We start from the raw sequence: 24,355 nt of genomic DNA, 5'->3' as shown, positions 1-24,355 counted from the left end.
TCAACGTTCCGGCGGCTGGCAGCCTCTAATTCCTTTATGCAAGGAGCGGCTCCCAAAGTTTATTTGTCCCTGTGGAACGTCATTGCATTGGGGATAGGCTCCATGGTGGGAGCGGGCATATTCGCCCTGATGGGTCAGGCGACCCTCATGGCGGGCAAAAACGTGTACTGGTCCTTCCTGATTGGCGGAGTGGCCGCCCTGCTTTCCGGTTATACCTATGCCCGCCTCGGATCCCGTTATCCCGGTTCCGGCGGCATTATGGATTATTTCAACAAGGGATTTTCCCACAAAACGCTGGCCGGGGCTCTCACACTGATTTATCTGGGCACGCTGGTCATCACGGTGGCCCTGGTGGCCAAATCCTTCGGGGCGTATGCTTCCCGCCTGTTCCTGCCGGATGAATCCGTCACTGTGTTTACTACGGGTCTTTTTTCCAGTATTGCCATTTTGCTGCTCGGGGCGCTGAACATGGGAGGCGTCAAGGCCGTCGGCAAGTCGGAAGTGGTGCTGGTAGCCTTCAAACTGCTGATTCTGACCATCCTGATGCTCGCCAGCTTCGGTTCTTCCGTGCCTGTTGGGGCGGACGTCATTCCCGTCAAGGGCCTGGACGGACTGTTGGGAAGCGTGGGCCTCACCTTCTTTGCCTTTGCCGGATACGGCATGATGGCCAACACGGCCGGCAATCTTCAAAATCCCGCCAGGACGCTTCCCCGCGCCATCTTTCTGGCGATCGGCGTTGTGATGGTTTTGTATCTGGTGCTGTCATACGTGGTTCTGACCAATGTCTCCGCGTCCTCCCTGGACAAGCATGCGGAAACCGCCGTGGCGCAGGCGGCCTTTCCTGTTTTGGGCGTATGGGGATTCGTGGCCGTATCCGTGGCAGCCCTGATTGCGACGGCATCTGCAATCAACGCCACAATGTTCAGCATGCTGGACATTTCCCGGGGACTGGCCCGCAACGGGCAGTTGAACGCCATGTTCAAACAGCCTTTCTGGGGGAGGGGAACGCAGGGCTTCTTCTATCTGCTGCTGGGTATTCTGGTGCTGACCAACGCGTTTAATCTTGTCGCCATCGCCAACCTTGCGGGGGCCTGTTTCCTGATCAGTTATCTGGCCGTATTCGTGGCCCACTGGCGGCTGCGGAAAGAGACGCACGGAAACGCCCTGCTGATCATTGCCGGATTTGTCCTGATGTTGGGCATTCTGGCGGCATTCTTCTACCAGATGTTTTTCAGCCAGCCTTACCTCATTCCGCTGATCGTGCTGTTTGTGGCCGGCTGCTTTATACTGGAAATCGTAATCCGGAAAAAGATTGGGCCCAAGGACGCCTGAGGGTGAAATCTGATCTGAAAAGGATTTGGTTTAAGTAATTCTTTTCAAAACGTTCCCTGCGAGAAAAACTTTCCCTTTGCTCTGGAAAAATCTGACTATTAAGCTGAGGGATCATTGATTAATGATAGCTTAAATGGTCGAGAAAAGATGTGGGACATTCGTGTAGCGCATGGCAGTGCTAAGGCCATATCTTTTTTATTTTAATATATTTTCTGATTTGAAGCGTTGCTTGTAAAGAGCCTTATCATAAGAACAGATTGATTGCGGCATTTTATGGATGGGATACAGGGAGTGATTTCTTGGGGAAGTGGATTTTCCTGAATCAGACGGTATCATATTTCCAGTCAGCTAGAAGAACCGTGGTTCTGGGAAGGTGATTAATCAATGCGACTGTTCTTTTGCGATCTTAATTAATGAGTTCTTCACTTGGGCACATTGCTCAAAAACTGCCCTGACTGCTGGCCAAAAAGCCCGTTCCCTCTGTATCCTTTCTTCTCTTAAAAACGGGGGGTGTTCACACTTAAACGTATAAGGCGTGGAAACCCTTGTGGCACAAATTATTGCCACAACCGTTCAAGGTAAGTTGCCTGTAACATTCTCTCCCTTTTCTCTCTTGTACGGTTGAATAAAACAACTAACTCTGATCCTGATTTTTACATTTTACAAATCCTTCACCAACCTGATTTACAAGACAATGAACAATACCGACAACACCCTGGATCCCCGCTATCCCTTCGTTCCCATGTTCGCCAACGGACTCCCGCAGGCCGACTTCTACGTCAACGGCATCACCGCCCCCGTTCTCATCTCACCACGTTCCGCTTCCGGCGACACCCGGCACGAATGGACCGGGTACCTCAAGATCATGAAACGCGGTACCTATTTCCTCTCCCTGGACGCCGATTCCTCCATCTCCCTGGCCATCCCATTCAAGAATGTAGAGTTCACGAAGGAAGCAAAGGACCTTTCCGTGAAGCCGGAGAGCGTCGTGCTGGAACAGGGGTATTACTGGTGCCGAATCGTCCATGAGCACCATGCCGCCCTGGGCTCCGGACAGGAGTTCTGCATTGCCATTCTTTCCGACAAGGCGGAGGCGCCCGATATCAATTCCTACCTCGACCCCAATGTAACTCCTCCGGACAGGGAAGGGGAGGAAGTCATCACCCTGGTCAATCTTTATCGGGACGAGGAAGAAGAGAATACCTCCAGCAGCTCTTCGGAAGGGGGAGGGGATGATTTTGGGTTTGATCCCAAGTCAAGCAGTTCCAGTTCCAGTTCCAGTTCCAGCTCCAGCTCCAGTTCCAGTTCCAGTTCCAGTTCCAGTTCCAGTTCCAGCTCCAGCTCCAGCTCCAGCTCCAGTTCCAGTTCCAGTTCCAGTTCCAGCTCCAGCTCCAGCTCCAGTTCCAGTTCCAGTTCCAGTTCCAGTTCCAGTTCCAGCTCCAGTTCCAGTTCCAGCTCCAGCTCCAGCTCCAGTTCCAGCTCCAGTTCCAGCTCCAGCTCCCTGTCTTCTTCCTCCAGCGAACCGCCCACCGAAGAGGAACCATGCCCTTGTCCCTGTGACTGTGACGAGGAAGGCGATGAGAACTGCGTCCAAAAGCAACCTACTCCGGGCGATCCCGATGACGAACAGGACTGCCAGGGTGATGCCTGTGTCAATCCCCCTTCTGCAGGAGGTCCCCCTCCTCCTTCTCCGGCCAGATTCATGAGGATGGCGCGATCTTCCACCCTCTCCAGCCTCAACTCCAACAGCGGGCCTTCCCTGCGCTACAACCATCCCATGGCATGGAGTGCTTACTTCTCTGGAGACGAACGGCGCGTCACCGTCAAACGCCCCTCCGGAAGTCACATCTATTTTAAGGCAGAAGAGGGGAGCTGTGATGCTTCTCCCATTGGCAGCTCCAGAAAGAGCGACTACCGGGTGAGGCTTCTCAACCAAGATCTCACTGTCAACCTCCAAGGCACTCCCGCCTTCATGGATATGGTTCTTCCCAGCGGTATGGTCCTGCGATTCTCGGCATCCACTGGAGAAGTCGTTTCGGTTACCAGTTCTTCAGGACACATCATGACCGCCGAGGAGTATGCCAAAAAGGTCCAAGTCACCTACAACCAGAACGGGTCGCTCAACAGCGTCTATTCCCGGGCCCAGGGGCTGATGCGCAGCATTCCCGGAAACAACAGCCTCACCCTGGAGTGGTATGCTCCTGCAAATGTCTCTGTCTCTAATGACGGAGAGTTTACCGTCACTGGAGAGCCCTACAAAACAGCCGTCTACGAAACTTCCGTTGAGAACGGTGCTACAGTAACCCGTATCACTAACCAGCGGGCCGGCCAGGAACCGCACTTCATCGAACGTCGCGAAGAAGGCAACAAGGTGAGCATCATCAAGGGAGAAGGGGATGAGCGCATCGTGCGCACGATTGAACGCAACGCTCTGCCCGGCTCCAAGTGGGAGCGGATTGAAACGGTCAGGAGCATCAATGATTCCCGGCCATCCCGCAGTACGCGTACAGTGAAGAAGTATACCGACGGCGGCTGGCTGACCATCAGCAGCACGGAGGGCTATAATACATCCTTGGCCCAGACGACGCTCTACACGTACAACGACCAGTACCGGGTGTCTTTGGAAATCCAGCCCGACGGAGGCTACACGCGCTACGAGTATGACGACCAGGGCCGGGTAGTTTTGCAAGCTACGCCGTGGACAGGAGGAGGGGAGAAAGGAATGCGCACCACTTATGCAGACCTGAGCTTCAATGATTTCAGGCCGGCAACGGAAAAGGAAATCATCATTGCCGAAGACGGGATGGAAACGGTACTTTCTGAACGGGTCTATGCCTATAACGACACTCCACAAGCCAACTGTATAACGGTGACGGAAACAGCCCTAGGAAGCGATCAAGTTCATACGCGTGTGGAAGAGACCTACGGAGAAGCTGCTTCATATCCCTATGCCCGGGGAAGACAGAAAATGAGGCAGGGTATTGACGGAGTGCAAACCGTCTGTACCTATGAAGCCACCACAGACCATGGGGGTGTTCACAAGGTGACGGAAACTGCGCAGGCTAATGGGAGAGTCATTCCCGGCCAGAGCACCAGAAAGGTGGAATACATTGCCGCCAATGGGACAACCACCCGAAAAGAGCAGTACGTCCACACAGGAGGGGACTGGTCATTGATTTCCTCGGAGGACTATGAATATGATGCCGAGCTCAAGCGAATCAAAACGACCAAGGGCAACGGCCGCTTCAGCACGACAGAATGGATGTGCTGCGGTCCCTTGAGAGAGACCGACGAAGACGGTGTGGTGACAAGTTACAGTTACAACACGGCCAAACAGCTCGTAGAAACCATTCGTTCAGCCACGGAAACCACACCCGAAACAATCACGTCCTACATGAAGGATACAGCAGGCAGAACGACTGCCACACGCCGTGATGTAGGCTCCATGACAACGACCGAGAGTATAGAATACGACGATCTGGGAAGAATCGTTTCCAAGACAGATGCCCTCGGCCGGGTGACCCGTACGGAATACAGCAACGACGGACTCACAACCACTGTCACGGCTCCTTCCGGAGCCACTCTGGTGACGCAAACCTACTACGACGGCACTACCATCATGGAAGGAGGAACTGGCCAGCGCGAGATGGAGACCCGGCAGGAACTGACGCCGGAAGGTATCCTTACGACTACCTTGTCTCACGGAGTTGTGCTGTCTCGAACTCTTAAAAACGGTTTCGGACAAATCAGTCGGCAGGAAGAGCCCAATACCCACGGGGGATTCATCGTCACGAGAAACTCCTACAATGTCAAGGGACAGCTTATTCACACGCAGATAGAGGACATGGCTCCCACCATTACCACCTATGATGAACTGGGACGCACCATGAAGCAGGTCATCCTTCTGGATGAACTCCATCCGGATGACGCTACAAAAAATAGAATTGCGGAAAGTTCAATGTGCTACCAAATTAGGGAAGACGGCATTTATCAGAAGCAAACTTCCACAACATACAATGCCGATGGCCTTCCTCTCACCCAGACTACGGAAAACATGGTTTCACGTCTGGATCCCGTGCTGGAAAGCAAGGTCCTTTCTACCGATATTTACGGGCAACAGAGTATCCAATGGACGGAATACACCGCTCCTGCCCAGCGAACTCAATTCAGCCGCATCCCAACCTCTGATATCATAGCGAAGTCCTTCGTAGTCGACGGTTTCACGATCAATCGAAACGATCATGTCGGCATTCATTTTTCCCAAGAGCGTTCCTACACCTCTACCGGGATGATCCTGAAACAAACCGATAGCAGAAACAATACCACCATTACGGAAACGGATATTGTCGGGCGTAAGATTAAAGTCACCGATCCGGCCGGCAATAACACTACAACCAGTTACCAGACCTGCTGTGACGCCGTGGCTTGTATCACTGATGCGATGGGAGGAACAACTTGTTACTCCTACGACATTCGAGGAAGAAAGGCAGCCGAGTACGGTACCGCCATCCAGCCGGCCTGTTTCTCCTACGACGAAGCTGATCGAATAATTGCTCTGACTACTTTCCGAGCGAACGAAGGGGACATCACGGTCGATCCTTCCGGTCGCACCGACGGAGACACCACTACATGGCTCTACGATGCGACTACGGGGCTTGAACTCAAGAAGACCTATGCCGACGGCTCCTGTACCGTTAAAACCTATGACAAGCTCAACCGCCTGGAAACACTCACCAGGGCCAGGGGTATTGTGACAACTTATCAGTATGCTCCGGCCACCGGAGAATTAGTCTCCGTTTCCCATAGTGATGATACCCAGCCCTGGTTCTATGCCTACAACCACCTCGGGCAGATGATCTCTGTTTGCGATGCCTCAGGAACCAGAGAACTTTCCTATGACGCTTACGGCAAAATGATTCAGGACACTTCTTTTGGACAGGTGGAAAGCAGCATCCAGAAAGACTACGATGCCTTCGGACGCCCCGCCGGATACAGGCTGATGCTTGGATCACGCACCATTCAGCACTCCCATCTTGACTATGGCCATCAAGGTGCCATGATCGGGATGAATCTGGAAGGTTTGGCATCTCCCTTTACTTGGGAATATGATGAAACCAGTGGCTTCCTCAACCAATTGTCCTATCCCAACGGCATGGTCCGCAGCAACACCTACCATCCCAAGCTCAACCTCCTGGCCTCCATCGGTTATGAGAAGACTCAGAATGGGCAAACAGTTGCCGCCCACAAGTATGAATACGACCACTTGATGCGTCCTGTCCAACGGAAGGATTCATGGGAGGCTGCCACTCCGGCGACCACCAGGGACTTCACCTACAACAACCGCAGTGAACTGGTAGAAGACCGGATCGGTCAGGATGGGAGCTTTAGTTATCAGTACGACAATATCGGCAACCGCAAGTCCGCCCGGGAGCTGGAGGAAGAGGTATCCTACGAGGCCAACCAACTCAACCAATACACGGACGTGACTGGGGAGACAGAACTGTTCACACCCTCCTTCGACCCAGACGGCAACCAGACCACGATTAAGACCTCAACGGGCATTTGGGAAGTTTCCTATGATGCCAACAACCGCCCCGTCTCCTTCACCAGTGAAGACGGTCGGACTGTCGTTGCCTGCGGTTTTGACTATCGGGGACGTCGCTTTGAAAAGAAAGTGATCATCAATGGAAGCACTTCCAGCCACTCTTGGTTCCTGTACCGGGACTATTTGCAGGTAGCTGAACTGGATTTGATGCGGCCAGAACCCGGACTTGTACAAAGCTATCTGTGGGATCCTACGGATCCTCGGGCTACGCGTGTCCTGATGATGACCAAATGGAAGGAGAATGAAATGGCAGTGGGGAAATATTTCTATTTCATGCACGATGCCATTAAGAATGTCACTTCCATCTTCGACGGAGAGCAGACAAGAAGAGCCCGCTATGAGTATGCTCCTTTCGGCGGACTTATCACGGCAGAGGGAAATATGGCAGAAGAGAACAAGTTCAGGTTTTCCTGTGAATACGCGGATGATGAACTGGGACTTGTCTATTATAATTACCGTCATCTCAATCCCCTGGACGGCAGGTGGATCAGCCGTGATCCCATTGCTGAAAACGGAGGGGAAAATTTATATGGCATCCTTGGAAATTCCGTCAATATCGGCAGTGATTATCTGGGACTTCTTACCATGATTATCCATGGGACATTTGCCAAAGATGAACGGTGGTGGCAACCGGCAGGAGACTTTGCTGAAGCCCTGAATTGGGTTGTAGGAGATGTTTGGCAATTTACAACCCGGAACAAACCCAAATGTGCTCCTTTTAAATGGACCGGAGAGAATATAAGTTCTCAAAGAATTGAGGGAGGAATTCAATTGGCATCTTTTCTCTGTCAAATCTCATTGCATTATCCAAATGAAAAAATACGCCTTGTAGGACATAGCCATGGAGGCAATGTGATTCTGTTTGCTCTCGCCACTCTGGCTCGAATTTGTAATTGTTCCACACCTCTTATTGACGCAGTTGTTTTAATTGCTACGCCTCAAGTGATAGCTAGTTATGGAAATATGGATGTTCCTGTTTATAGCACAGAAGATGGGATAGGAATGATTAAAAATAAAAATCTCCTTCAAATATTTTCTGAGGAAGACGAAGTACAGACTACCTTGGCGTCATGCTTGGTGGCAGGAGAAGTATCAGTCCCTCCCCAAATCGATGGAACACCATTCACCAAACTTCATGTGAGAAGAATGATTTCGGGATATCCTATTCAACCTATTAAAACTGATGGTGGATGGTTAGATGCGCATGGTATCCTCCATAACAGACAGATGGGAAGATATGTAGGGTATCGCCTTATAGGACAAGATCATCAGACAGCCATGAAAAACTCTCAACTCACTCTGCCCCTTGAGGATGAATAATACGATCATAAAATGGATAAAAAATAATAAAAAAATCAGTTTTTTTATTATAACATTACTGACTTTGCTCATCTTTTTACTTTATCCCGGCAATGACATCACATGTTTGGATAGGGTTTCCCCGACATCAACTCATATCGAAACTACTAATGCTAGAGATATATTGGAAATTGATCTTCCTGATTCGGAACACAAACTCACCCTGATTTTCATTCCAAAAGGGAGCTACCAAATTGCAGGATCCGACCCCCCTACAGAAATAACTTATCCCTACTGGTTGGGGAAATACGAAGTTACACAGGAGGAATGGAAAAAAGTGATGGGATGGACACCGGTTCCGGAACTCAATGAGGAAGATACCATTGCAACGGGTGCGCTGTACCCCATGTGCCAGATATCCTACTATGAATGCCTGGATTTTTGTGATCGATTGACTGAGATGGCACAACAACAAGGAATTCTGCCGGAAGGATATTGTTTTTCCTTACCCACGGTGGCTCAATGGGAATTAGCCTGTTCCTGCGGCAAGGAAATCGTTTCTCCCGGCAATCTGGAGAAAATAGCATGGACAAATCCTCATGATGCAAAGGCAAGAGTCTATCCCGTGGGATTAAAGGAGCCCAATGCCTGGGATTTCCATGACATGCGGGGCAATGTATGGGAATTATGTGCAGATTTTTATCATCCTCATCGCCTGTATGGCAGCAATCCAGTCAACTGGAAAACGGATACCGGCAATTTATCAACCGGCATGGGCTTATCGATTACATCCGTGGGAGGAGGATTATTTTACTCCATATTGGATAACAAAGAAGAAATACCTCGTCGCAAGTATTACGCTGATTCAAGAGAATCCGATACAGGATTGAGAGTCGCCCTGGTTCCGGTCCAGCAGCATCAATTGCTGAAAGAAAGGTTAAAACATTTACACCCTGTTCCAGATTGGTGGAAAAATATTAAGGGCTCGTTTGAACTGATGTATTTCTGTACGAAAGTATATATAAGAACATATTGGGAGTCTTTACCGGATCTATGATCATTAAAAATATTCCTCTCATGGTGTTGGACTATCCCCAAATGCAGTACCAGTTTAAAAGCCAGGATTGATGATTGTTACAATAGTTACTGTGAAGCGATAAAAGATCAAATCCATCATGCAGAGAATTTCAGCTATCTGTACAACAGTATTGGCGATCGAAACTATGTATCAGTCCGGTCAATCTTTTTTATCAAGCATCGTTTCCTGTTGTCTCTGTAATTCGGGCTTGTCTTCCCGGATCATATGCTTGAGGAGCTTGAAGGATTCGGGGAGAGGGTGATATTTGCCGACGCTTTCTCCCATAGTTTGCAAGCGCCGTGCCTATTGGTAGATGGTGGTACGGGTGGCTTTCTGCCTGGCGGCGCGTGGAACGGCTCCTATTTCCCGGCAACTGGTTTTCCATTTCCGAACGTGGAAGCGGCCGCCGTGGCTCATCCAGGCTAGGGCGTGCGCTATCTCATGCAGGATAGAAGACCGGACTTCATGGGGAATTTCCAGATTGGGAGGACAAAGTTAACGCCAATGAATCAACAATCACTCCTACATGGTACTTTTACCGACATTATCTGTAGATAACTGAACCGAATTTGAAGCATCCTTTTCTCACTGGAAAGGATATACTTGGGATTCGGTGGAATTCATAAGTACGCGCATGCTGATGGTACCCAATGGGAATCCACCGTAGCCGCCGGGATATCTGGAAAAGAACTCTTCGAAGAGTTTATGACCGCAGGAAAGACGTAAGGGGACTGGTGGCTGCCGCTTTGACGGAGACGGCGGGCAGTCCGGCCAGCCACGCGGATCTGCCTGCACGGCATGCCTGAGAGAATGCTTCCGCCATCAGGGAGGGATTGCCTGCGGCGGCAATGGCCGTATTCACCAGGACGGCGTCCGCTCCCATTTCCAGGGCTTCCGCCGCATGGCTGGGGGCGCCCAGGCCGGCGTCCACCACCACGGGAGCGGTGGCTTGTTCAATGATAATGTTGATTAATTCACGGGTAAGTACGCCCTTGTTAGTGCCTATGGGCGCACCCAGGGGCATGACGGCGGCGGCACCCGCCTCCTGCAGGCGTTTGGCAAGTACGGGGTCTGCGTTGATGTAGGGAAGAACGATAAAGCCTTCCCGGACGAGGGTTTCCGTTGCCTTGAGCGTTTCAATGGGGTCGGGCATCAGATACTGCGCATCCGGGTGGATTTCCAGCTTGATCCAGTTGGGGAGTCCGGCTGCCACGGCAAGACGGGCCAGCCGCACGGCCTCTTCCGCCGTAGCCGCTCCGCTGGTATTCGGGAGAATGAGGTATTTTTCCGGATTGATGAAATCCAGGATGTTGGCAGCGGGATCGTGATTGCCCGTCAGGTCCGCCCGGCGCAGGGCTACAGTCACGATTTGGGAGCCGGAAGCTTCCAGCGCCTCCTTCATGCTCTCATTGGAGGCAAATTTCCCCGTTCCCATCATCAGGCGGGAGGTAAATTCACGATCGGCAATCCGCAAAGGTGTGTCTGTCATTGCGGCATGAAGACTACCTTCTCCACCTTCTGCGTGCAAGAGCGAATGCTGGAAGACAGGCCGCCTTTCAGCCAGGGCCGGATTACCGGGATGGGATGTATTCCGTAGAAAACGCAGGCTTCAGCTACTGCCGGAAACCTTGCAGGGCTTTCGGTTTCCCGAGGATTTCCTGATAGAGAATGGCCGTTCTCAGGGACTGGGAATGCCGTAGGGAATCTTTCAGGGGACGGGGAACGGGAAGGGGGGAAGAAGGGATCGATTCAGGTTGCCGTTCCTTTTCCCGTTGCTGCAAACGCTGAAGAGCGGCCTGCTCCGCATCAGAGAGGGAGCGGATGGATTCATGTGCTTCCTCCTCTGCCTTCACGTAGCGTTCGATCGTATTTCTGGCGGCTTCCTGCGCATGTCCGTGCCCCCAGTCCGGGACGGGGTCCGGTTGGGAACGCTGCTTGCGCTTCACGGAGGGATTCGGGAGTTCTACGGGGGAAGGTGCGGGTCGGGGCGCACGTGCGGGAACACGGGGCTGCGGCACTTCCTGGCGGGGAGCCTGCTGCGGGCGTTCGGGCACGGTCCGCCTCATTTCCGCAATGACTTCCCTGACGCGTTTTTCGTGTTGGTCTTCCGTTTCCAGGTCGGGCTCTTCCTCATTGTCTTCTCTCTTCGTTTTCAGGTAGCTGATCACACTTTTGCCGATAAAGACAATTGCTAGGACCAGATAGAACCACAGTTCCGGATTGCCGTCTTCGCCGCGTGCGGCAAGGATGTTTGCCAGTAGATTCATGAAGAAGGGGCGGACGTCCGGAATGGGGCTTTACCGTTACCGGACGCCGGAAAGTTTATTTAATGGAGGAAGGAGTTGCTTCCGGCTTGGCGATGGAGTCGCGCATCTTGGTATCCGCCACCACGTTCTGGTAGCGTGCGTAGTCCAGCACGCCCAGGTTGCCGTTGCGGAAGGCTTCCGCCATGGCCATGGGAATCTGGGCTTCTGCTTCCACTACCTTGGCGCGCATTTCCTGCGTCCTGGCGGCCATTTCCTGTTCCGTGGCTACGGCTGCAGCGCGGCGCACTTCCGCCTTGGCCTGGGCAATTTGCTTGTCCGCTTCAGCCTGTTCTGCCTGAAGGCGCGCGCCCACGTTGCCGGCCACGTCCACATCCGCAATGTCAATGGAAAGAACTTCAAATGCCGTGGCGGCGTCCACCCCCTTGTCGCTGACGGTGCGGGAAATGACTTCCGGCTTTTCCAGAACGTCCTTGTAGGATGGCGCGGAGCCTACGGCGGAGACGATGCCTTCCCCGACGCGGGCCACCACCGTTTCTTCCGTGGCGCCCCCTACGAACAGGTCCAGATTGGTGCGCACCGTCACGCGGGCCCGTACCGCTACGGCGATGCCGTCACGGGCTACTGCGGTCAGGCGCGTCTGTCCGGAACTCGGGTTCGGGCAGTCGATCACCCTGGGATTGATGGAGGTTCGCACGGCTTCCAGCACAGTTTTGGAGGTGCCTTTCACCGCCAGGTCAATGGCGCATGCGCGGTCATAGCTCAGCGGAATGCCGGCTTTTTCCGCGGCAATCAGGGCCAGAACGCAGTCCACGATGTCGCCGCCGGCCAGGAAATGGGCTTCCAGCTCGTCCGTGCTGATGTCCAGCCCGGCCTTGGCCGCAGTGATGCGGGTGTCCACCACCAGGGGATAGGGCACCTTCCGCAGCCACATTCCGAGCATGTTGCCCATGGAAACGGGGGCTTTCGCCAGGCGCGCGCGCAGCCATGTCTTGAAAAATTTGGCAATGATGGCGAAGAAGATCACCAGGAAGATGACGAGAACGACAATGAGGAACGTTCCCCAGACAGTTGCATTGGACATGTCCGCTAACAGCAAATTGTTCATGCTTCCCTCCATACCATACTTGCCGGATGAGGGTAAAGAGATAATTGTGTTCCCCGATGTTCAAAGGTATTGACCTTTCGGCGGATTCGTGGCAATGCACTTGGCCGTGCGCACCATTGATTTTGATTATCCCCTGCCGGAGGAATTGATTGCGGACCGCCCTCTACCGGACCGCGCCGCCTCACGGATGCTGGTGCTCCACCGGGATACGGGTTTGATGGAACACAGGCATTTCTGCGACCTGCCGGAGTACGTAAGGCCGGGAGACCATTTCATCCTCAATGATACCAGGGTGGTCCCTGCCAGGTATTTTTCCAATGACGGTTCCATTGAGATTGTCCGGGCCGAGGTGCTCAATCCCCTTCTGTGGAAGTGCATGGTGCGTCCGGGGCGCAAAATGAAGGTGGGACGCGCCGTTTCCATCGGAGAATCCGTGGGAACGGTGGAGGGAATCGATGCGGAAGGGTACCGCCTGATCCGGTTTGACCGGGAAGTGGACGAGGAAAAGTACGGACGGCTGGCGCTTCCCCATTACATGAACCGGGAGAGCGATCCTTCGGACAAGGAACGTTACCAGACAGTATACGCCAGGCATGAGGGGGCCATTGCCGCCCCTACGGCCGGTCTGCACTTTACACCGGAACTGCTTGCCTCAGTACCGCATGATTTTTTGACGCTTCACGTGGGCGTGGGCACGTTCCGTCCCGTCAAGGCGAACAATATTGAGGACCATCAAATGCACACGGAGCATTTTTTCCTGCCGGAAGCCACCGCCCGGGCGATCAATGAAGCCAAAAGAGTTATTGCCGTGGGTACTACCAGCGTGCGCGTACTGGAGCATGTGGCCGCGGCGGAGGGATTGCCCCTCCGTGAATGTTCCGGCTCCACGAACATTTTCATTTATCCGCCTTATAAATACAAGGTAGTGGATGCGCTGATCACGAATTTCCACCTGCCGCAAAGCACCCTGCTGATGCTGGTGAGCGCCTTTGCCGGAAAGGAGCTGGTCATGAAGGCATACATGGAGGCCATTCGGGAACGGTACAGATTCTTTTCCTACGGAGACTGCATGCTGATCCTGTAATGCTCAGGGCTTTTCTGTCTCCCGGCTGAATTCCAGCAGAGCCGTTCCGAGGTCCAGCGTGTTCCGGAGTTCTCCCAAAGCGTGGAGAATTTCGCTGAGGATGACGACAAGAATGTTGGCGTATCTGCCGGCGTCTGCTTTGTTGCAAATTCTATCCAGGCAGGAGGCTTCCAGGTCCGGGGCGTTCCATTTGCACCGGATGAAACGGCTTATGCGCGAATCCGGCTTCCAGATTTTCTCCCGTTGATCCGTCAGATAGGCTATGTAGCAGCTCCTGAGCAGGTCGATTTTGGGAAGCAGTTTGAAGCGGAACGTTTCCGCGCAGGCCGGAAGGTTGTGGAGCCTGTCCATCCGCATGTGAATGCCGGTGACGCAGAGAATAGTCCAGTAATGGATGGAGGCGGCCACGTCCCTGCTGCGTTTGTGGAACCGGCGGTGAAAATCAAAACTGAGGTCCAGGGCTGTCAGAGCTTTTACATACTGCACAAGAACAAAAAGGTCATGCTTCCGGTCGATGAAATGTTCCAATTGCCTCCGGAGTGGCCGGTCTTCCAGTTTCATCTCGCTTTTCAGGCTGTTCCATTGTCTGTTAAAATTGGAATGTTGTGGCATATCTTTGATAATATAATCATGGGTGAGACTATGATGTTCATGATTTAATTCAAATAAATAATAAATAATGATAAATAAAAGCGACATGAAAGACGCATACACTGGCGGATAGGAACTCCGTCCATTGCGTTTTTGTTCAGGAAAGGCGGCCAGGAGAAAGCCATGTTCGGCAAAATGGAGGCATGCCCTTTTTGAATCACGGTTGTGGATGCCGGTTAAAGAACGGGACCGTTGATACAATAAAACGGCATAAATCCATGTAACTCCCATGATCTCTTTTCTATCTTTCCCCGGACACGGTGAAAATGCGGCTGTATCCGGGTGAAGCGCACTGCGTTCTTGTGGGGGCGTTCCAAACAGGATAGCCTTGAAAACCGCCGGGACCTTCACCAATTCCATCCCTCAGACCCGTCACTCCCCCATTTATGGATCACGATTTCAGCCTCATTCTTACATTCGTCGGCGGTTTGACCGCCGCTCTTCTCTTCGGTCTCATCGCCAGAAAGCTGCACCTGTCCCCGCTGGTGGGGTACCTGCTGGCCGGCGTTATCGTAGGGCCTTATTCGCCGGGCTTTGTAGCGGACAGCCACACGGTGGAGCAATTTGCGGAGCTGGGCGTCATTCTGCTGATGTTCGGGGTTGGCCTCCATTTCCATTTGAAGGACCTGATTGCCGTACAAAAGGTGGCCGTCCCTGGCGCGGTGGTGCAAATCTCCGTGGCTACGGTGCTTGGGGTGATTGTGGGGTGGTGCTTCGGCTGGTCCACGATTTCCGGCCTTGTGTTCGGCATGGCTATTTCCGTAGCCAGTACCGTGGTTCTGACGCGGGTTCTTGAGGACCATCAGAATCTTCACACCCCCAGCGGGCATGTGGCTCTCGGCTGGCTGGTGGTGGAGGATTTGTTCACTATTCTTCTGCTGGTTCTGATTCCCGCTGTCATGGAGGCCCGGCAAAGCGGAGCAGGGGGCTGGGACAGCATTCTTTCCGAATTAGGATGGATGTTCGTCAAGCTGTCCGTCCTGGTCGCGCTGACCCTGTTTGCCGGTAAAAAGATTATTCCGCTGGTCCTGCGTTATGTGGCGCGAACGGGCGCGAGGGACCTGTTTACGCTTGCCGTGCTGGTCATTGCGCTGGGGGTGGCGGTATGTTCCGCCGAATTTTTCGGGGCGTCCATGGTGCTGGGCGCATTTTTGGCGGGCATGGTCGTCGGCCAGTCGGACTTCTGCGCGCGTGCCGCGGCGGAGGCCATGCTGATGAGGGACGCTTTCGCCGTTCTTTTCTTCGTCTCCGTGGGGATGATGTTTGATCCGATGTCCGTGGGCGACTGCTGGCCGCTGGCCCTGGCAACGCTGGCCGTCGTGATGATCGGCAAGCCCCTGGCCGCCTATGTGGTTGTACGCTGCCTGCGGAGGCCGCTGGCTTTGGCCTTGAACGTATCCGTAGCGCTGGCGCAGGTGGGGGAATTTTCCTTCATTCTTGCCGGAATAGGACTGGTGTACGGCATTCTGCCTCCGGAAGCCAACCAGGCCATCATTCTCGCCGCCGTCATTTCCATTTCATTAAATCCCATTCTCTATCGTAAGATTACTCCTGTGGTCAAATGGCTGGAAAAGCGCGGCATCGGTCTTCCTGCGCCATCCCTGGCAAACGTTGTTCCGCCGCCTGAGGAAGATGCCCGGCGTGTGGTGCTGGTGGGGTTCGGCCCTACGGGACGCATGCTTAAAAGCATTTTAAACGACAATGGCGTGGAAGTCGTCATCGTGGAAATGAACATAGATACAGTCACCAGAATACGGGAACAGGGGGGTAAAATCGTGTACGGGGACGCGCGCCAGCGGGAGGTGCTGAAGCATGCGGGCATTGAATACGCGGAGAGCTTGATTCTTTCCTCCTCCATTCCGGATGCCAAGGACATCGTGGAGATGGCCATTGAACTCAATCCCCGCCTCGATGTGATGATTCACACCAAATACATGCGGGATGTGGACATTCTGAAAGAAGCCGGAGCTTCCCAGGTTTTCTCCTCGGAATCGGAAGTGGCCCTTTCCATGGCGGAATATTTCCTGCGCGAGGGTGGAGCGGACGATGAAAAGATCGTTTCCGAACGTTTGCGCATCCGCGCCGAACTGAATAACGAATGCACCTCCGATCTCTGCCATGAGGAACTGAACGCGTGAGGCGCGCTACTTTTTGCGGGCGGAAATGATGAGCATCATCGGGCGCCTCAACTCGTCCTGCATGCCGGGAACAGTATTCAGAAGCTCTCCGGAAGGCTGGGGCTCTTCCACGGCAATGATCTCAAATCCGTTTGCGGCCAGGGCGCCCAGGTAAGTGGTGAGCGTCCTGTGGTATTTGGTTACTTCCTCCCCCAGAAAGACGGCCTTGCGGGGGCCTTCCGCAAAATAACCGTCCACGGGCCAGTGCATGATGCCGCCGGAGCCGTCATAATGCCAGTCCTGGCGTCCCTGGGCGGTAAAAACGGGGTGCTCCACGGAAAAAACGAATGCGCCGCCGCTGCCCAGGCAATGGGAAACCTCCCGGCAGATGCGGGGGAAATCCCGCGTGTAGTGAAAGGCCAGTGAACTGATGACTATGTCAAAGGAAGAGGGAGGAAAATCAATGTCCTCCATGGGCATGCAGATGTAGTTGATGATATCCGTATTTTCCATGCTCGCGGCCCTGGCGAGCATTTTTTCCGAAATATCCACCCCCGTGACGGAAGCCGCTCCATGTTCCGCCGCATACCGGCAGTGCCAGCCGAATCCGCAGCCCAGGTCCAGAACCCGTTTCCCGTGAAAATCCGGCAGCATCCGTTCCAGCGTTTTCCATTCTCCGGCTCCGGCCAGTCCCTTGACGGAACGGTCCATTTGGCTGTATTTCCGGAAAAAGGAATCATTGTCGTATTGGTTCTGCTTCATGGCGATGGGAAAGGGAGAAAGGAGCCAGTGCCACCCCGCTCAGCTCCGGGTCTCCGGCTTCAGGATGACGGTGACGCGGCCCAGATGATGCAGGGCGTTTTCTATCTGGTCTTCCAGTTGCGAAGCTATCTGGTGGGACTGGCGGACGGTCAGCTCCGGGTCGGCCGTGCAAAGGCAGGTAAGGGTCGGGAAGCTGTCCTCCTTGTCCAGATCCAGCTTGACAATGTTGCGGATGTCGCGGTGTTGCTGGAGGATGAGGCGCACCTTTAAATGTACTTCCTCCGGGGGAGTGTGCTCCGGGACGGAATTGGCCTTCATTTCACGGCAATCCGGTTCAATGCGGCAGACAACCTTTTCCGGTTGGAGCTCCTGGATAACATCTTTCCTGAAAGCTTCCACAACCTCGTATCCGCGGTCCAGCGGCCAGTCCGCGGGAACTTCCACATCCATGAAATAACAGGAAGCATGCTTGCCCCTTCCTTCATAAAAACCGTGAATGCGGACGTGATGGCGCAGGGCCAGGCGGTGGACGACCGCATCCGGCTCCATGCCGGCAAAGTCTTCATGGGCAGGTTCGATATGTACGATGACATCCGCTTCCGGCAGCTCGTATTTCACAATCCCTTCTATGGACTCCGCCACGTCATGGGCCACGTCCACGTGCAATTCCGCCGGGGCCTCCACATCCAGTTCCACGAAAATGCGCGCCCCGCCGTCGCGCAGGCGGATGCGCTTGACCGGGTAATCCGGAGCGTTCTTCTTCATGGCAGCCAGCACCTGGTGCGTCAGGGCGGAGGACCCCCCGTCCATCAGGGCGTGGATGGAGCGCTTGGCCAGGCCGAAGGCTACGGAACAAACCAGGGCGGCAACGAACAGGGCGGCAACGGCGTCCGCCTTTTCCAGAAGACCGTGCCAGACGGATTCCGCGGGAACCAGATGGGCCAGCCATACGCAGAAGAGACCCAGCAGCACCACGGCGGAGGACCAGATATCCGTTGTAAAATGCAGGGCGTCTGCTTCCAGGGCCTGGCTCTTGTGCTTTTTGGCTACCCGGCGGAGCATGGCGGAGCGGTTCACGTCCACCAGCAGGGAGACGGCCACCACGGCAAAGGCCCACCAGGTGAGAGTGATTTCCGCTTCATTGTAAAACAGGCGATCCATGGCCTCCCAGACAATCCATCCGCAGGTGACCAGGAGCAGGGCCGTTTCCGCCAGGGCGGAAAGGTTTTCTACTTTTTCATGCCCGTAGGGATGGCTTTCATCCGCCGGGCGGGCCGCTATCCTTACGGCGTAGAAGGTCATTCCCGCCGCCATCAGGTCCAGTCCGCTGTGCAGGGCTTCCGAGATAATGCCCAGGCTGCCCGTTTCCACGCCGGCCCAAATCTTGATTCCAGTCAGGAAGGCAGACCACAGGACGGAGGAGAAGGCCGCGCGTGATTTTTCATGGTGGGCTGCTTGATCCATAAGGCTGAAGAGAACGGAAAAACCAATCTAAGCCGGGTCCTCTCTCTTAGTCAACGATAACACATTCTTTGTTGAACGGGGCGGCTGCCTTTTTGGGACAGCTATGGTTTCAGACGGCATACTGACGAAAAATCGTCAAGCCGGACGGAAGATGCGGGGAACAATTTTTGCCGGATGATGAAAGCTTCCTTGATGTTGAAGGCCAAATCATTTAATAAAAGACATTTGCCGTTTCCCATGCTCCACATGTGGTCAATTTTGCCCAGAGAATCTTTATCTTCCAGGTTATAGGAAGAAAATCATATGGATATGAAATATTTATTGGCTTTTTTGATGATGGCTCTGCCGGGGATGAGCCTGTTTGAAGGAGGTGTCCGCATGTTTGATGTGAGAGGATTGCCGGTGATGGACTTGTGGGAACCGCCGAATCCCGGATATTTCGACCGAAAATATCCTCCCGTCAACTCCAGGAGTGTTGAGTTGAAGCCGATAGAATTCAATGGGCGGAAATTTCTGCAGTCAACATTGATTCTAGCCTGTGAAGAATGGGTGGATGCTCCTTCCCCGTCAACGGTGCGGCAGGGAGGGTTCCTGGATGCCCTGTCCGGTTTTTATCCCAAAAAAGAATATGATAGGGTGAATGAACGGAGCTGGACTGATATTCAGGATTACGGACTTTTCATTTACACGTATTTTACAATGGATGGCAAAATTTGTGAACTTGACGATCAGGGATACCATATGCGGGTAGTGGAAGAGAACAGGGGAAGAAACAGTGTCACTTTTTATAATGCGGAGGGAAAAGAATGCCATTGCAAGGACGGCTATCACCGCGGAGATGTCATTCAGCAGGCGGCATGGATTCTCCACGGGGCTTTTGTTTTCAGGGAATCCTTTTTTGGAAAGGGGGATGAGGGAAGCGGCATCTTTTATCAGGAACCTGTGGATGTGGAGCGCCCGGCAATTTATCCGAGGGGGCGGACAATACGGTACCATCAGTACAAGGCAACGCCCGCGCCCGGAGCCGGTGTGACCTGTCTGGAAGTTCACAAGGGCTGGGAGGCGGAAGTGACAGCTTTTGAGAGAAAAACATTTTATTTGAAGGGCAGGTTCGGCTTCGACTATGACATTGATGTATTACGGATGCTTCTGCCTGAAAAACTGCTGCAAGCCAGATTTTATCTGAACCCCTACGACGTAGCCGAGGCGGAATATACGGACAAATTCGGACGGCTGACGCGCGGCCTGCAGGGCTGGGCACGGCGCTGTGCAGACCATTATGAGCCTGGAAGTGATTTGGGAGGGGGCCGTGCCGTAAAGGAAATTCGTTACTATGACCAGCACGGCGAATTAAGTTCCGATCATCAGCTGCAATGTGCGATGATCCGTTTTTCCTATCCGGAAAACGGTATTCAGCAGATCAGCTATTTTGATGAGCACGGCAGGGAATTGAAGCATTTGAAAAAAGAAAAGAAAGGTCTTTTGGACAGAATCACTTCCGATTCCTATAAGTGTTATTCCATGCTTCATGAGGATGTGACTATGTATGAGGCCGATAATCGGGATGAAGGAGAAATAATAGAGCGTGAGGAGGACTAGCGGAGAGAGATAAAACGTCCCTCCATCTTTTCCTGGAGACGCTTGCTCCTCATCAAATTAAATAAGACGGGCGATCTTTCCGCAGAATAATTCCTCCAGACAGAGGGAGGAATTGTTTATCCGATTCCCTGGAGTATGCCTCCATGCTTCCGTGACCTAAAAAAGTATTGCCAACGCCGGGGAATGCTGTATTTTGCTTGCGTTGAGAGTGACTGCCAAGTGGTTGCCGTCATCCTTTTTGGGAGTTCGGCATATTTTCCGGCAGAGTATCTGGTCCCTGTAGCATGTTTACGGATGATCGAGCCCTGATTCCCCCCCGCGTGGTATGATGCAGAAAGCAATATGTTCGCCCGGGTTGAAGGATTGCGCCACTTGTTAGTTTGCCTCTTTTACATTCACTTATTATTATTCCCAGTTAATTTCTATGTCCGGACATAACAAATGGTCTAAAATCAAGCACGTTAAGGCTAAGGAAGATGCCAAAAAGGGCAAGGTGTTCGCCCGTTTTGCCCATGAAATCATGCTGGCCGCCAAGAGCGGCGGGGGAGATCCGGACCTGAATCCTCGCTTGCGAGCCGCCATTGACGGAGCCAAGGCCGTGTCCACCCCCAAGGAAAACATTGAACGCGCCATCAAGAAGGGAACCGGAGAACTGGGAGGAGCCACCATTCAGGAAATTACTTATGAGGGTTACGGGCCGGCCGGAACGGCCTTCCTGATTGAAGTGGCTACGGACAATACGAACCGTTCCGCTTCCGAACTGCGTACCCTGTTCACCAAGAACGGCGGTAGCATCGGCACTCCCGGCTCCGTTGCCTACCAGTTTGAACGCAAGGGGGAAGCCCGCATCATGGCGGAAGGCCTCACGGAAGATTCCGCCATGGACCTGGCGCTGGAATGCGGTGCGGACGACGTGGAAACCGGAGATTCCGACAATGAATGGGTGTTTGTGACCGATCCCACGGAATTGAATAACGTATGCGCCGCCCTGCGCGCCGCTGGACACACGGTGACCTCCATGAAGCTGATTTCCGTGGCCCAGAATGTAACCATGATTAATGATGCGGATACGGCCAGGGCCGCCATGCGGCTGTATGAAGCGCTGGATGATTACGATGATGCGCTCAACGTGTTTTCCAATTTTGACGTGGCGGAGGAAATCCTCGAACAGCTTGACTAGCGCCGTTGTCTTTCAGGAAACGCTTTTTGCAGTTTAACCTTCTTTTTCATGTCTGATACTTCCCCAGATTTGACTCCGGAGCAGGGTTCTCCGGAGCCGGCAGTCAAAAAACGCACCGTGCGCAGGACCAAATCCTCTGCGGAAACTCCGGCGGAATCCCTGGTGAACGCGCACTCTTCCGAATCCGCACAGGAATCTTCCCCCGCCCCGCGCAAGCGGACTGTCAGGAAAAAGGCGCCTGAAACGGAAATCAAAGGTGAAAGGGAAACGAAGGAGCCGGAAAAGAAGACCTCCGTCCGCAAGCGTACTGCCAAGGCCGTAGAAGAAGTCCCGGCGGAGGAAGCTTCCGCCAAACCCAGACGGGGCCGTCCCCGCAAGAAGCCCGTGGAGGAAGTTTCCGATCAGGCAGAAACGCCTGTTCCTGCTGCGGATACCGCAGTCAAGCCGGTACGCAGGCGTTCTAAAAAGGCCGTTCCCATGGTGGAACATGAGGCTGGCGCCCCGGATTCCTCCGCTCCCGTCCTGGCGCCGCAGCATTCCGCCACGTCCGCAGAGTCTTCTTCCGGAGAAGCTGAGGAAAAGAAGCCCAAGGTGATCCGCCAGCGGTTCGTGAGAAAGAACCGCGCGCAGGATGCGGAGGGAAATCCCGATGCCGCACCCCCTGCCATCAGGGTGGTGCAGGAAGGGGCGGCAGACCTGTCAGACGAATCTTCCCGGGAACCACAGCGGGGGAATGACCAGCAGCGCCAGCGTTTTGACCGGAACAACCAGCGCAATAACGACCGTTTTAACAAAAACAGGACCAACCGGCCCGACAACCGCAACGGAAATTATAATAATAAAAACGGCAACGGCCGATTTAAAAACCGCCGGAATGGCAATTTCCAGGACAATCCCTCCCCCCAGAACAATGCTCCGCGGGAACTGGGGCCGCCGGAACCGGTGGACGGCCTGCTGGAGATCACGAACAAGGGATTCGGCTTTCTGCGGAAGCCGGACAATGATTTTGACGCTTTTGCGGAGGCCGTGTACGTCCCGCAGGACATGATCCGCAAATTCGGCCTGCGCCCCGCCGTGTGGGTTCACGGGCAGGCTTGCCGCCATGACCGCGGCATTCTGCTGACGGAAATCACCTCCATCAACGGAGACCTTGCGGAGAAAGCCCGCAAGCATCCGCATTTTGAAGAACTCAAGGCGGTCAACCCGACCAAGCGCCTTTCCTTTGAAACCCGTCCGGAACGCTATACCACGCGTACGCTCGACCTGATTGCCCCCATAGGCCGCGGCCAGCGCGGGCTGATCGTCTCTCCGCCTCGCGCGGGCAAGACGACGCTCCTCCAGCATATGGCTGAGGCCATTCTGGAAAATTACAAGGACTCCGTCCACCTGATGGTGCTTCTGGTGGACGAACGACCGGAAGAAGTCACGGAATTCAAGCGTTCGTTGCCCGGCGCGGAAATCTACGCTTCCTCCAATGACGGAAGAGTGCGCGACCATTGCCGCATGGCGGAACTTTGCATCGAACGCGCCAAACGCCTTGTGGAAGCGGGGCAGCATGTATTCCTGCTGATGGACTCCATCACCCGCCTTGCGCGTGCCTACAACAATGCGGACAAGGGGAGCGGCCGCACCATGTCCGGCGGCATTGACGCCCGTGCACTGGAAATGCCCCGTCGCCTCTTTGCCGCCGCCCGCAACACCCGGCAGGCCGGTTCTCTGACCATTATCGCCACGGCGCTGGTGGAAACGAACAGCCGCATGGACGACCTGATTTTCCAGGAGTTCAAGGGAACGGGCAACATGGAGCTGGTGCTGAACCGCCGCATTGCGGAGCATTACATTTTCCCGGCTGTGGATATCCTGAAGTCCGGGACGCGCCGTGAGGAACTGATCATGCCGGATGCGTGGCTCTTCAAGATGAACCTGATTCGCCGTGCGCTGGCAGGCCACAAGCCCGTGGAAGCCATGGAACGCTTCCTGTTCTTCCTGAACAAGTACCCCAGCAATGCCCAGATGCTTCTGGACCTGAAGCAGAAGGCCTAGGGAAAAGGCTTTCCCTTTTTTACGGCGTCCGGCCGATTTCGGAAAATACTGAAATCCGGTCAGACGCCTTTTTTACTGCCCCAAATGGCGATGTGCAGACGGTCGGAAAAGCGCAGGCCGTAGCGCAGGCACCATGCCACAACCCGCGGGCGCATGATGTCCAGTTCTTCCCGGCTGGCGGCCAGAGGCATGATGAGGATGCGCTCCGCAGGGATTCCCGCCTGTTGTGCCAGTCGCAAAACGCCTGCCACATCCTCTTCGCAGGAAGCCACAAATTTGAACCAGGCTTTTTCCGTCTCCGCCAGACGGCGCAGAATATTCGGTTTCCAGGCTCGGGCGGCATCATTGCCGGAATGGGGAAGCTTGGGGGATACGTTGAACTGGCCGATATGGTGCAGCAACTCTTCATCCGGCAGGATAGTGCCGTTGGTTTCCATTTCCACGAAGTGTTCCGGAAGCAGTCGGAACAGTCCCGGTAGAGCCTTTTGCTGAATAAGAGGCTCGCCCCCGGTGAGGACCAGGCGGCGGCAGGGGTAACGAAGGACGGCTATCGCCGCCTCTTCAGGGGAAAGCCTCACGACGGGAGATGTACCGTCCCATGAATAGGCCGTATCACACCAAGAGCAGGCCAGATTGCACCCAGCCAGGCGCAGGAAAACACAGGGCGCACCCTGGGATGCTCCCTCCCCCTGAATGGAATGGAAGATCTCCGGTTCTCCGTGAAGCTGGGCCAGTTTTAACATCATCAAGCCGCATGAGACTACCATAT

Annotated in this window: 15 protein-coding genes; 8 read left to right on the top strand and 7 right to left on the bottom strand. The window is 54.0% G+C overall.

Translation table 11 applies throughout. The features are described from left to right. Positions 1-36: 36 nt before the first annotated feature. The 3 genes from V3C19_RS12080 (at position 37) to V3C19_RS12070 (ending at position 9,293) form a co-directional block, all read left to right on the top strand. Positions 37-1,332 carry an APC family permease gene (locus tag V3C19_RS12080; RefSeq protein WP_295931403.1) on the top strand — a complete coding sequence of 432 codons (1,296 nt, stop codon included), beginning with the start codon at positions 37-39 and terminating at the stop codon, positions 1,330-1,332. A gap of 694 nt (positions 1,333-2,026) precedes the next feature. After that, complete coding sequence (locus V3C19_RS12075; protein ID WP_330937109.1) at positions 2,027-8,257, top strand: RHS repeat-associated core domain-containing protein; 6,231 nt, start codon at positions 2,027-2,029, stop codon at positions 8,255-8,257. Continuing rightward, positions 8,250-9,293: a formylglycine-generating enzyme family protein gene (locus tag V3C19_RS12070; RefSeq protein ID WP_295931969.1), complete on the top strand. Its 1,044-nt coding sequence runs from the start codon at positions 8,250-8,252 to the stop codon at positions 9,291-9,293. Before V3C19_RS12075 ends, V3C19_RS12070 begins: the two co-directional genes overlap by 8 nt. Before the next feature lie 724 nt (positions 9,294-10,017). Here V3C19_RS12070 and V3C19_RS12065 read toward each other — a convergent pair. The 3 genes from V3C19_RS12065 to floA all read right to left on the bottom strand — a co-directional run bounded on the left by V3C19_RS12065 (position 10,018) and on the right by floA (position 12,662). Next, positions 10,018-10,803 carry a thiazole synthase gene (locus V3C19_RS12065; protein WP_154301982.1) on the bottom strand — a complete coding sequence of 262 codons (786 nt, stop codon included), beginning with the start codon at positions 10,801-10,803 and terminating at the stop codon, positions 10,018-10,020. A 124-nt stretch (positions 10,804-10,927) separates the two neighbouring features. Beyond that, on the bottom strand, positions 10,928-11,581 hold the full coding sequence (locus V3C19_RS12060; protein ID WP_295931968.1) for a hypothetical protein: 654 nt from the start codon (positions 11,579-11,581) through the stop codon (positions 10,928-10,930). Positions 11,582-11,636: 55 nt separating this feature from the next. Further along, positions 11,637-12,662: a flotillin-like protein FloA gene (gene floA, locus V3C19_RS12055; protein ID WP_130084252.1), complete on the bottom strand. Its 1,026-nt coding sequence runs from the start codon at positions 12,660-12,662 to the stop codon at positions 11,637-11,639. Positions 12,663-12,792: 130 nt separating this feature from the next. Here floA and queA point away from each other — a divergent pair, with 130 nt between their 5' ends. After that, entirely contained in the window at positions 12,793-13,770 is a 978-nt protein-coding gene (gene queA / locus V3C19_RS12050) for a tRNA preQ1(34) S-adenosylmethionine ribosyltransferase-isomerase QueA (protein WP_343203836.1), read from the top strand. A gap of 3 nt (positions 13,771-13,773) precedes the next feature. On the opposite strand, the gene V3C19_RS12045 is transcribed toward queA, so the two are convergent. Continuing rightward, a complete protein-coding gene (locus tag V3C19_RS12045; RefSeq protein ID WP_295931955.1) occupies positions 13,774-14,382 on the bottom strand; it encodes a hypothetical protein in 609 nt (202 codons plus the stop codon). 425 nt (positions 14,383-14,807) lie between these two features. Between V3C19_RS12045 and V3C19_RS12040 the strand changes: the two genes are divergently transcribed. Beyond that, on the top strand, positions 14,808-16,559 hold the full coding sequence (locus V3C19_RS12040; RefSeq protein WP_295931953.1) for a cation:proton antiporter: 1,752 nt from the start codon (positions 14,808-14,810) through the stop codon (positions 16,557-16,559). A 6-nt stretch (positions 16,560-16,565) separates the two neighbouring features. Here V3C19_RS12040 and V3C19_RS12035 read toward each other — a convergent pair whose 3' ends face one another. Continuing rightward, positions 16,566-17,300: a class I SAM-dependent methyltransferase gene (locus tag V3C19_RS12035; protein WP_295931950.1), complete on the bottom strand. Its 735-nt coding sequence runs from the start codon at positions 17,298-17,300 to the stop codon at positions 16,566-16,568. Between the two features lie 39 nt (positions 17,301-17,339). Continuing rightward, a complete protein-coding gene (locus V3C19_RS12030) occupies positions 17,340-18,764 on the bottom strand; it encodes a cation diffusion facilitator family transporter (RefSeq protein WP_295931949.1) in 1,425 nt (474 codons plus the stop codon). A gap of 309 nt (positions 18,765-19,073) precedes the next feature. On the opposite strand from V3C19_RS12030, the gene V3C19_RS12025 reads away from it, so the two are divergent. The 3 genes from V3C19_RS12025 (at position 19,074) to rho (ending at position 23,586) form a co-directional block, all read left to right on the top strand. Continuing rightward, positions 19,074-20,363: a hypothetical protein gene (locus tag V3C19_RS12025; protein ID WP_295931946.1), complete on the top strand. Its 1,290-nt coding sequence runs from the start codon at positions 19,074-19,076 to the stop codon at positions 20,361-20,363. A gap of 424 nt (positions 20,364-20,787) precedes the next feature. Beyond that, on the top strand, positions 20,788-21,543 hold the full coding sequence (locus V3C19_RS12020; RefSeq protein ID WP_130084258.1) for a YebC/PmpR family DNA-binding transcriptional regulator: 756 nt from the start codon (positions 20,788-20,790) through the stop codon (positions 21,541-21,543). Positions 21,544-21,591: 48 nt separating this feature from the next. Then, a complete protein-coding gene (gene rho / locus V3C19_RS12015) occupies positions 21,592-23,586 on the top strand; it encodes a transcription termination factor Rho (protein ID WP_295931943.1) in 1,995 nt (664 codons plus the stop codon). A 59-nt stretch (positions 23,587-23,645) separates the two neighbouring features. Here the strand turns inward: rho and V3C19_RS12010 are convergent, their stop codons facing one another. Further along, a complete protein-coding gene (locus V3C19_RS12010; protein ID WP_205074105.1) occupies positions 23,646-24,332 on the bottom strand; it encodes a 7-carboxy-7-deazaguanine synthase QueE in 687 nt (228 codons plus the stop codon). Positions 24,333-24,355 lie beyond the last annotated feature (23 nt).

Source organism: Akkermansia sp. AE01SA01, from assembly GCF_036417395.1.
Classification (GTDB): domain Bacteria; phylum Verrucomicrobiota; class Verrucomicrobiia; order Verrucomicrobiales; family Akkermansiaceae; genus Akkermansia.
The sequence above is the reverse complement of the archived record's forward strand: the minus strand, read 5'-3'. Positions and strand labels throughout refer to the sequence as shown.

What these genes read in the sequence shown, in the direction of transcription:
- V3C19_RS12080 (WP_295931403.1), top strand. Translation starts at nt 37, where the DNA reads ATGCAAGGAGCGGCTCCCAAAGTTTATTTGTCCCTGTGGAACGTCATT.
- V3C19_RS12075 (WP_330937109.1), top strand. Translation starts at nt 2,027, where the DNA reads ATGAACAATACCGACAACACCCTGGATCCCCGCTATCCCTTCGTTCCC.
- V3C19_RS12070 (WP_295931969.1), top strand. Translation starts at nt 8,250, where the DNA reads ATGAATAATACGATCATAAAATGGATAAAAAATAATAAAAAAATCAGT.
- V3C19_RS12065 (WP_154301982.1), bottom strand. Translation starts at nt 10,803, where the DNA reads ATGACAGACACACCTTTGCGGATTGCCGATCGTGAATTTACCTCCCGC.
- V3C19_RS12060 (WP_295931968.1), bottom strand. Translation starts at nt 11,581, where the DNA reads ATGAATCTACTGGCAAACATCCTTGCCGCACGCGGCGAAGACGGCAAT.
- floA (WP_130084252.1), bottom strand. Translation starts at nt 12,662, where the DNA reads ATGTCCAATGCAACTGTCTGGGGAACGTTCCTCATTGTCGTTCTCGTC.
- V3C19_RS12045 (WP_295931955.1), bottom strand. Translation starts at nt 14,382, where the DNA reads ATGCCACAACATTCCAATTTTAACAGACAATGGAACAGCCTGAAAAGC.
- V3C19_RS12040 (WP_295931953.1), top strand. Translation starts at nt 14,808, where the DNA reads ATGGATCACGATTTCAGCCTCATTCTTACATTCGTCGGCGGTTTGACC.
- V3C19_RS12035 (WP_295931950.1), bottom strand. Translation starts at nt 17,300, where the DNA reads ATGAAGCAGAACCAATACGACAATGATTCCTTTTTCCGGAAATACAGC.
- V3C19_RS12030 (WP_295931949.1), bottom strand. Translation starts at nt 18,764, where the DNA reads ATGGATCAAGCAGCCCACCATGAAAAATCACGCGCGGCCTTCTCCTCC.
- V3C19_RS12025 (WP_295931946.1), top strand. Translation starts at nt 19,074, where the DNA reads ATGAAATATTTATTGGCTTTTTTGATGATGGCTCTGCCGGGGATGAGC.
- V3C19_RS12020 (WP_130084258.1), top strand. Translation starts at nt 20,788, where the DNA reads ATGTCCGGACATAACAAATGGTCTAAAATCAAGCACGTTAAGGCTAAG.
- rho (WP_295931943.1), top strand. Translation starts at nt 21,592, where the DNA reads ATGTCTGATACTTCCCCAGATTTGACTCCGGAGCAGGGTTCTCCGGAG.
- V3C19_RS12010 (WP_205074105.1), bottom strand. Translation starts at nt 24,332, where the DNA reads ATGATGTTAAAACTGGCCCAGCTTCACGGAGAACCGGAGATCTTCCAT.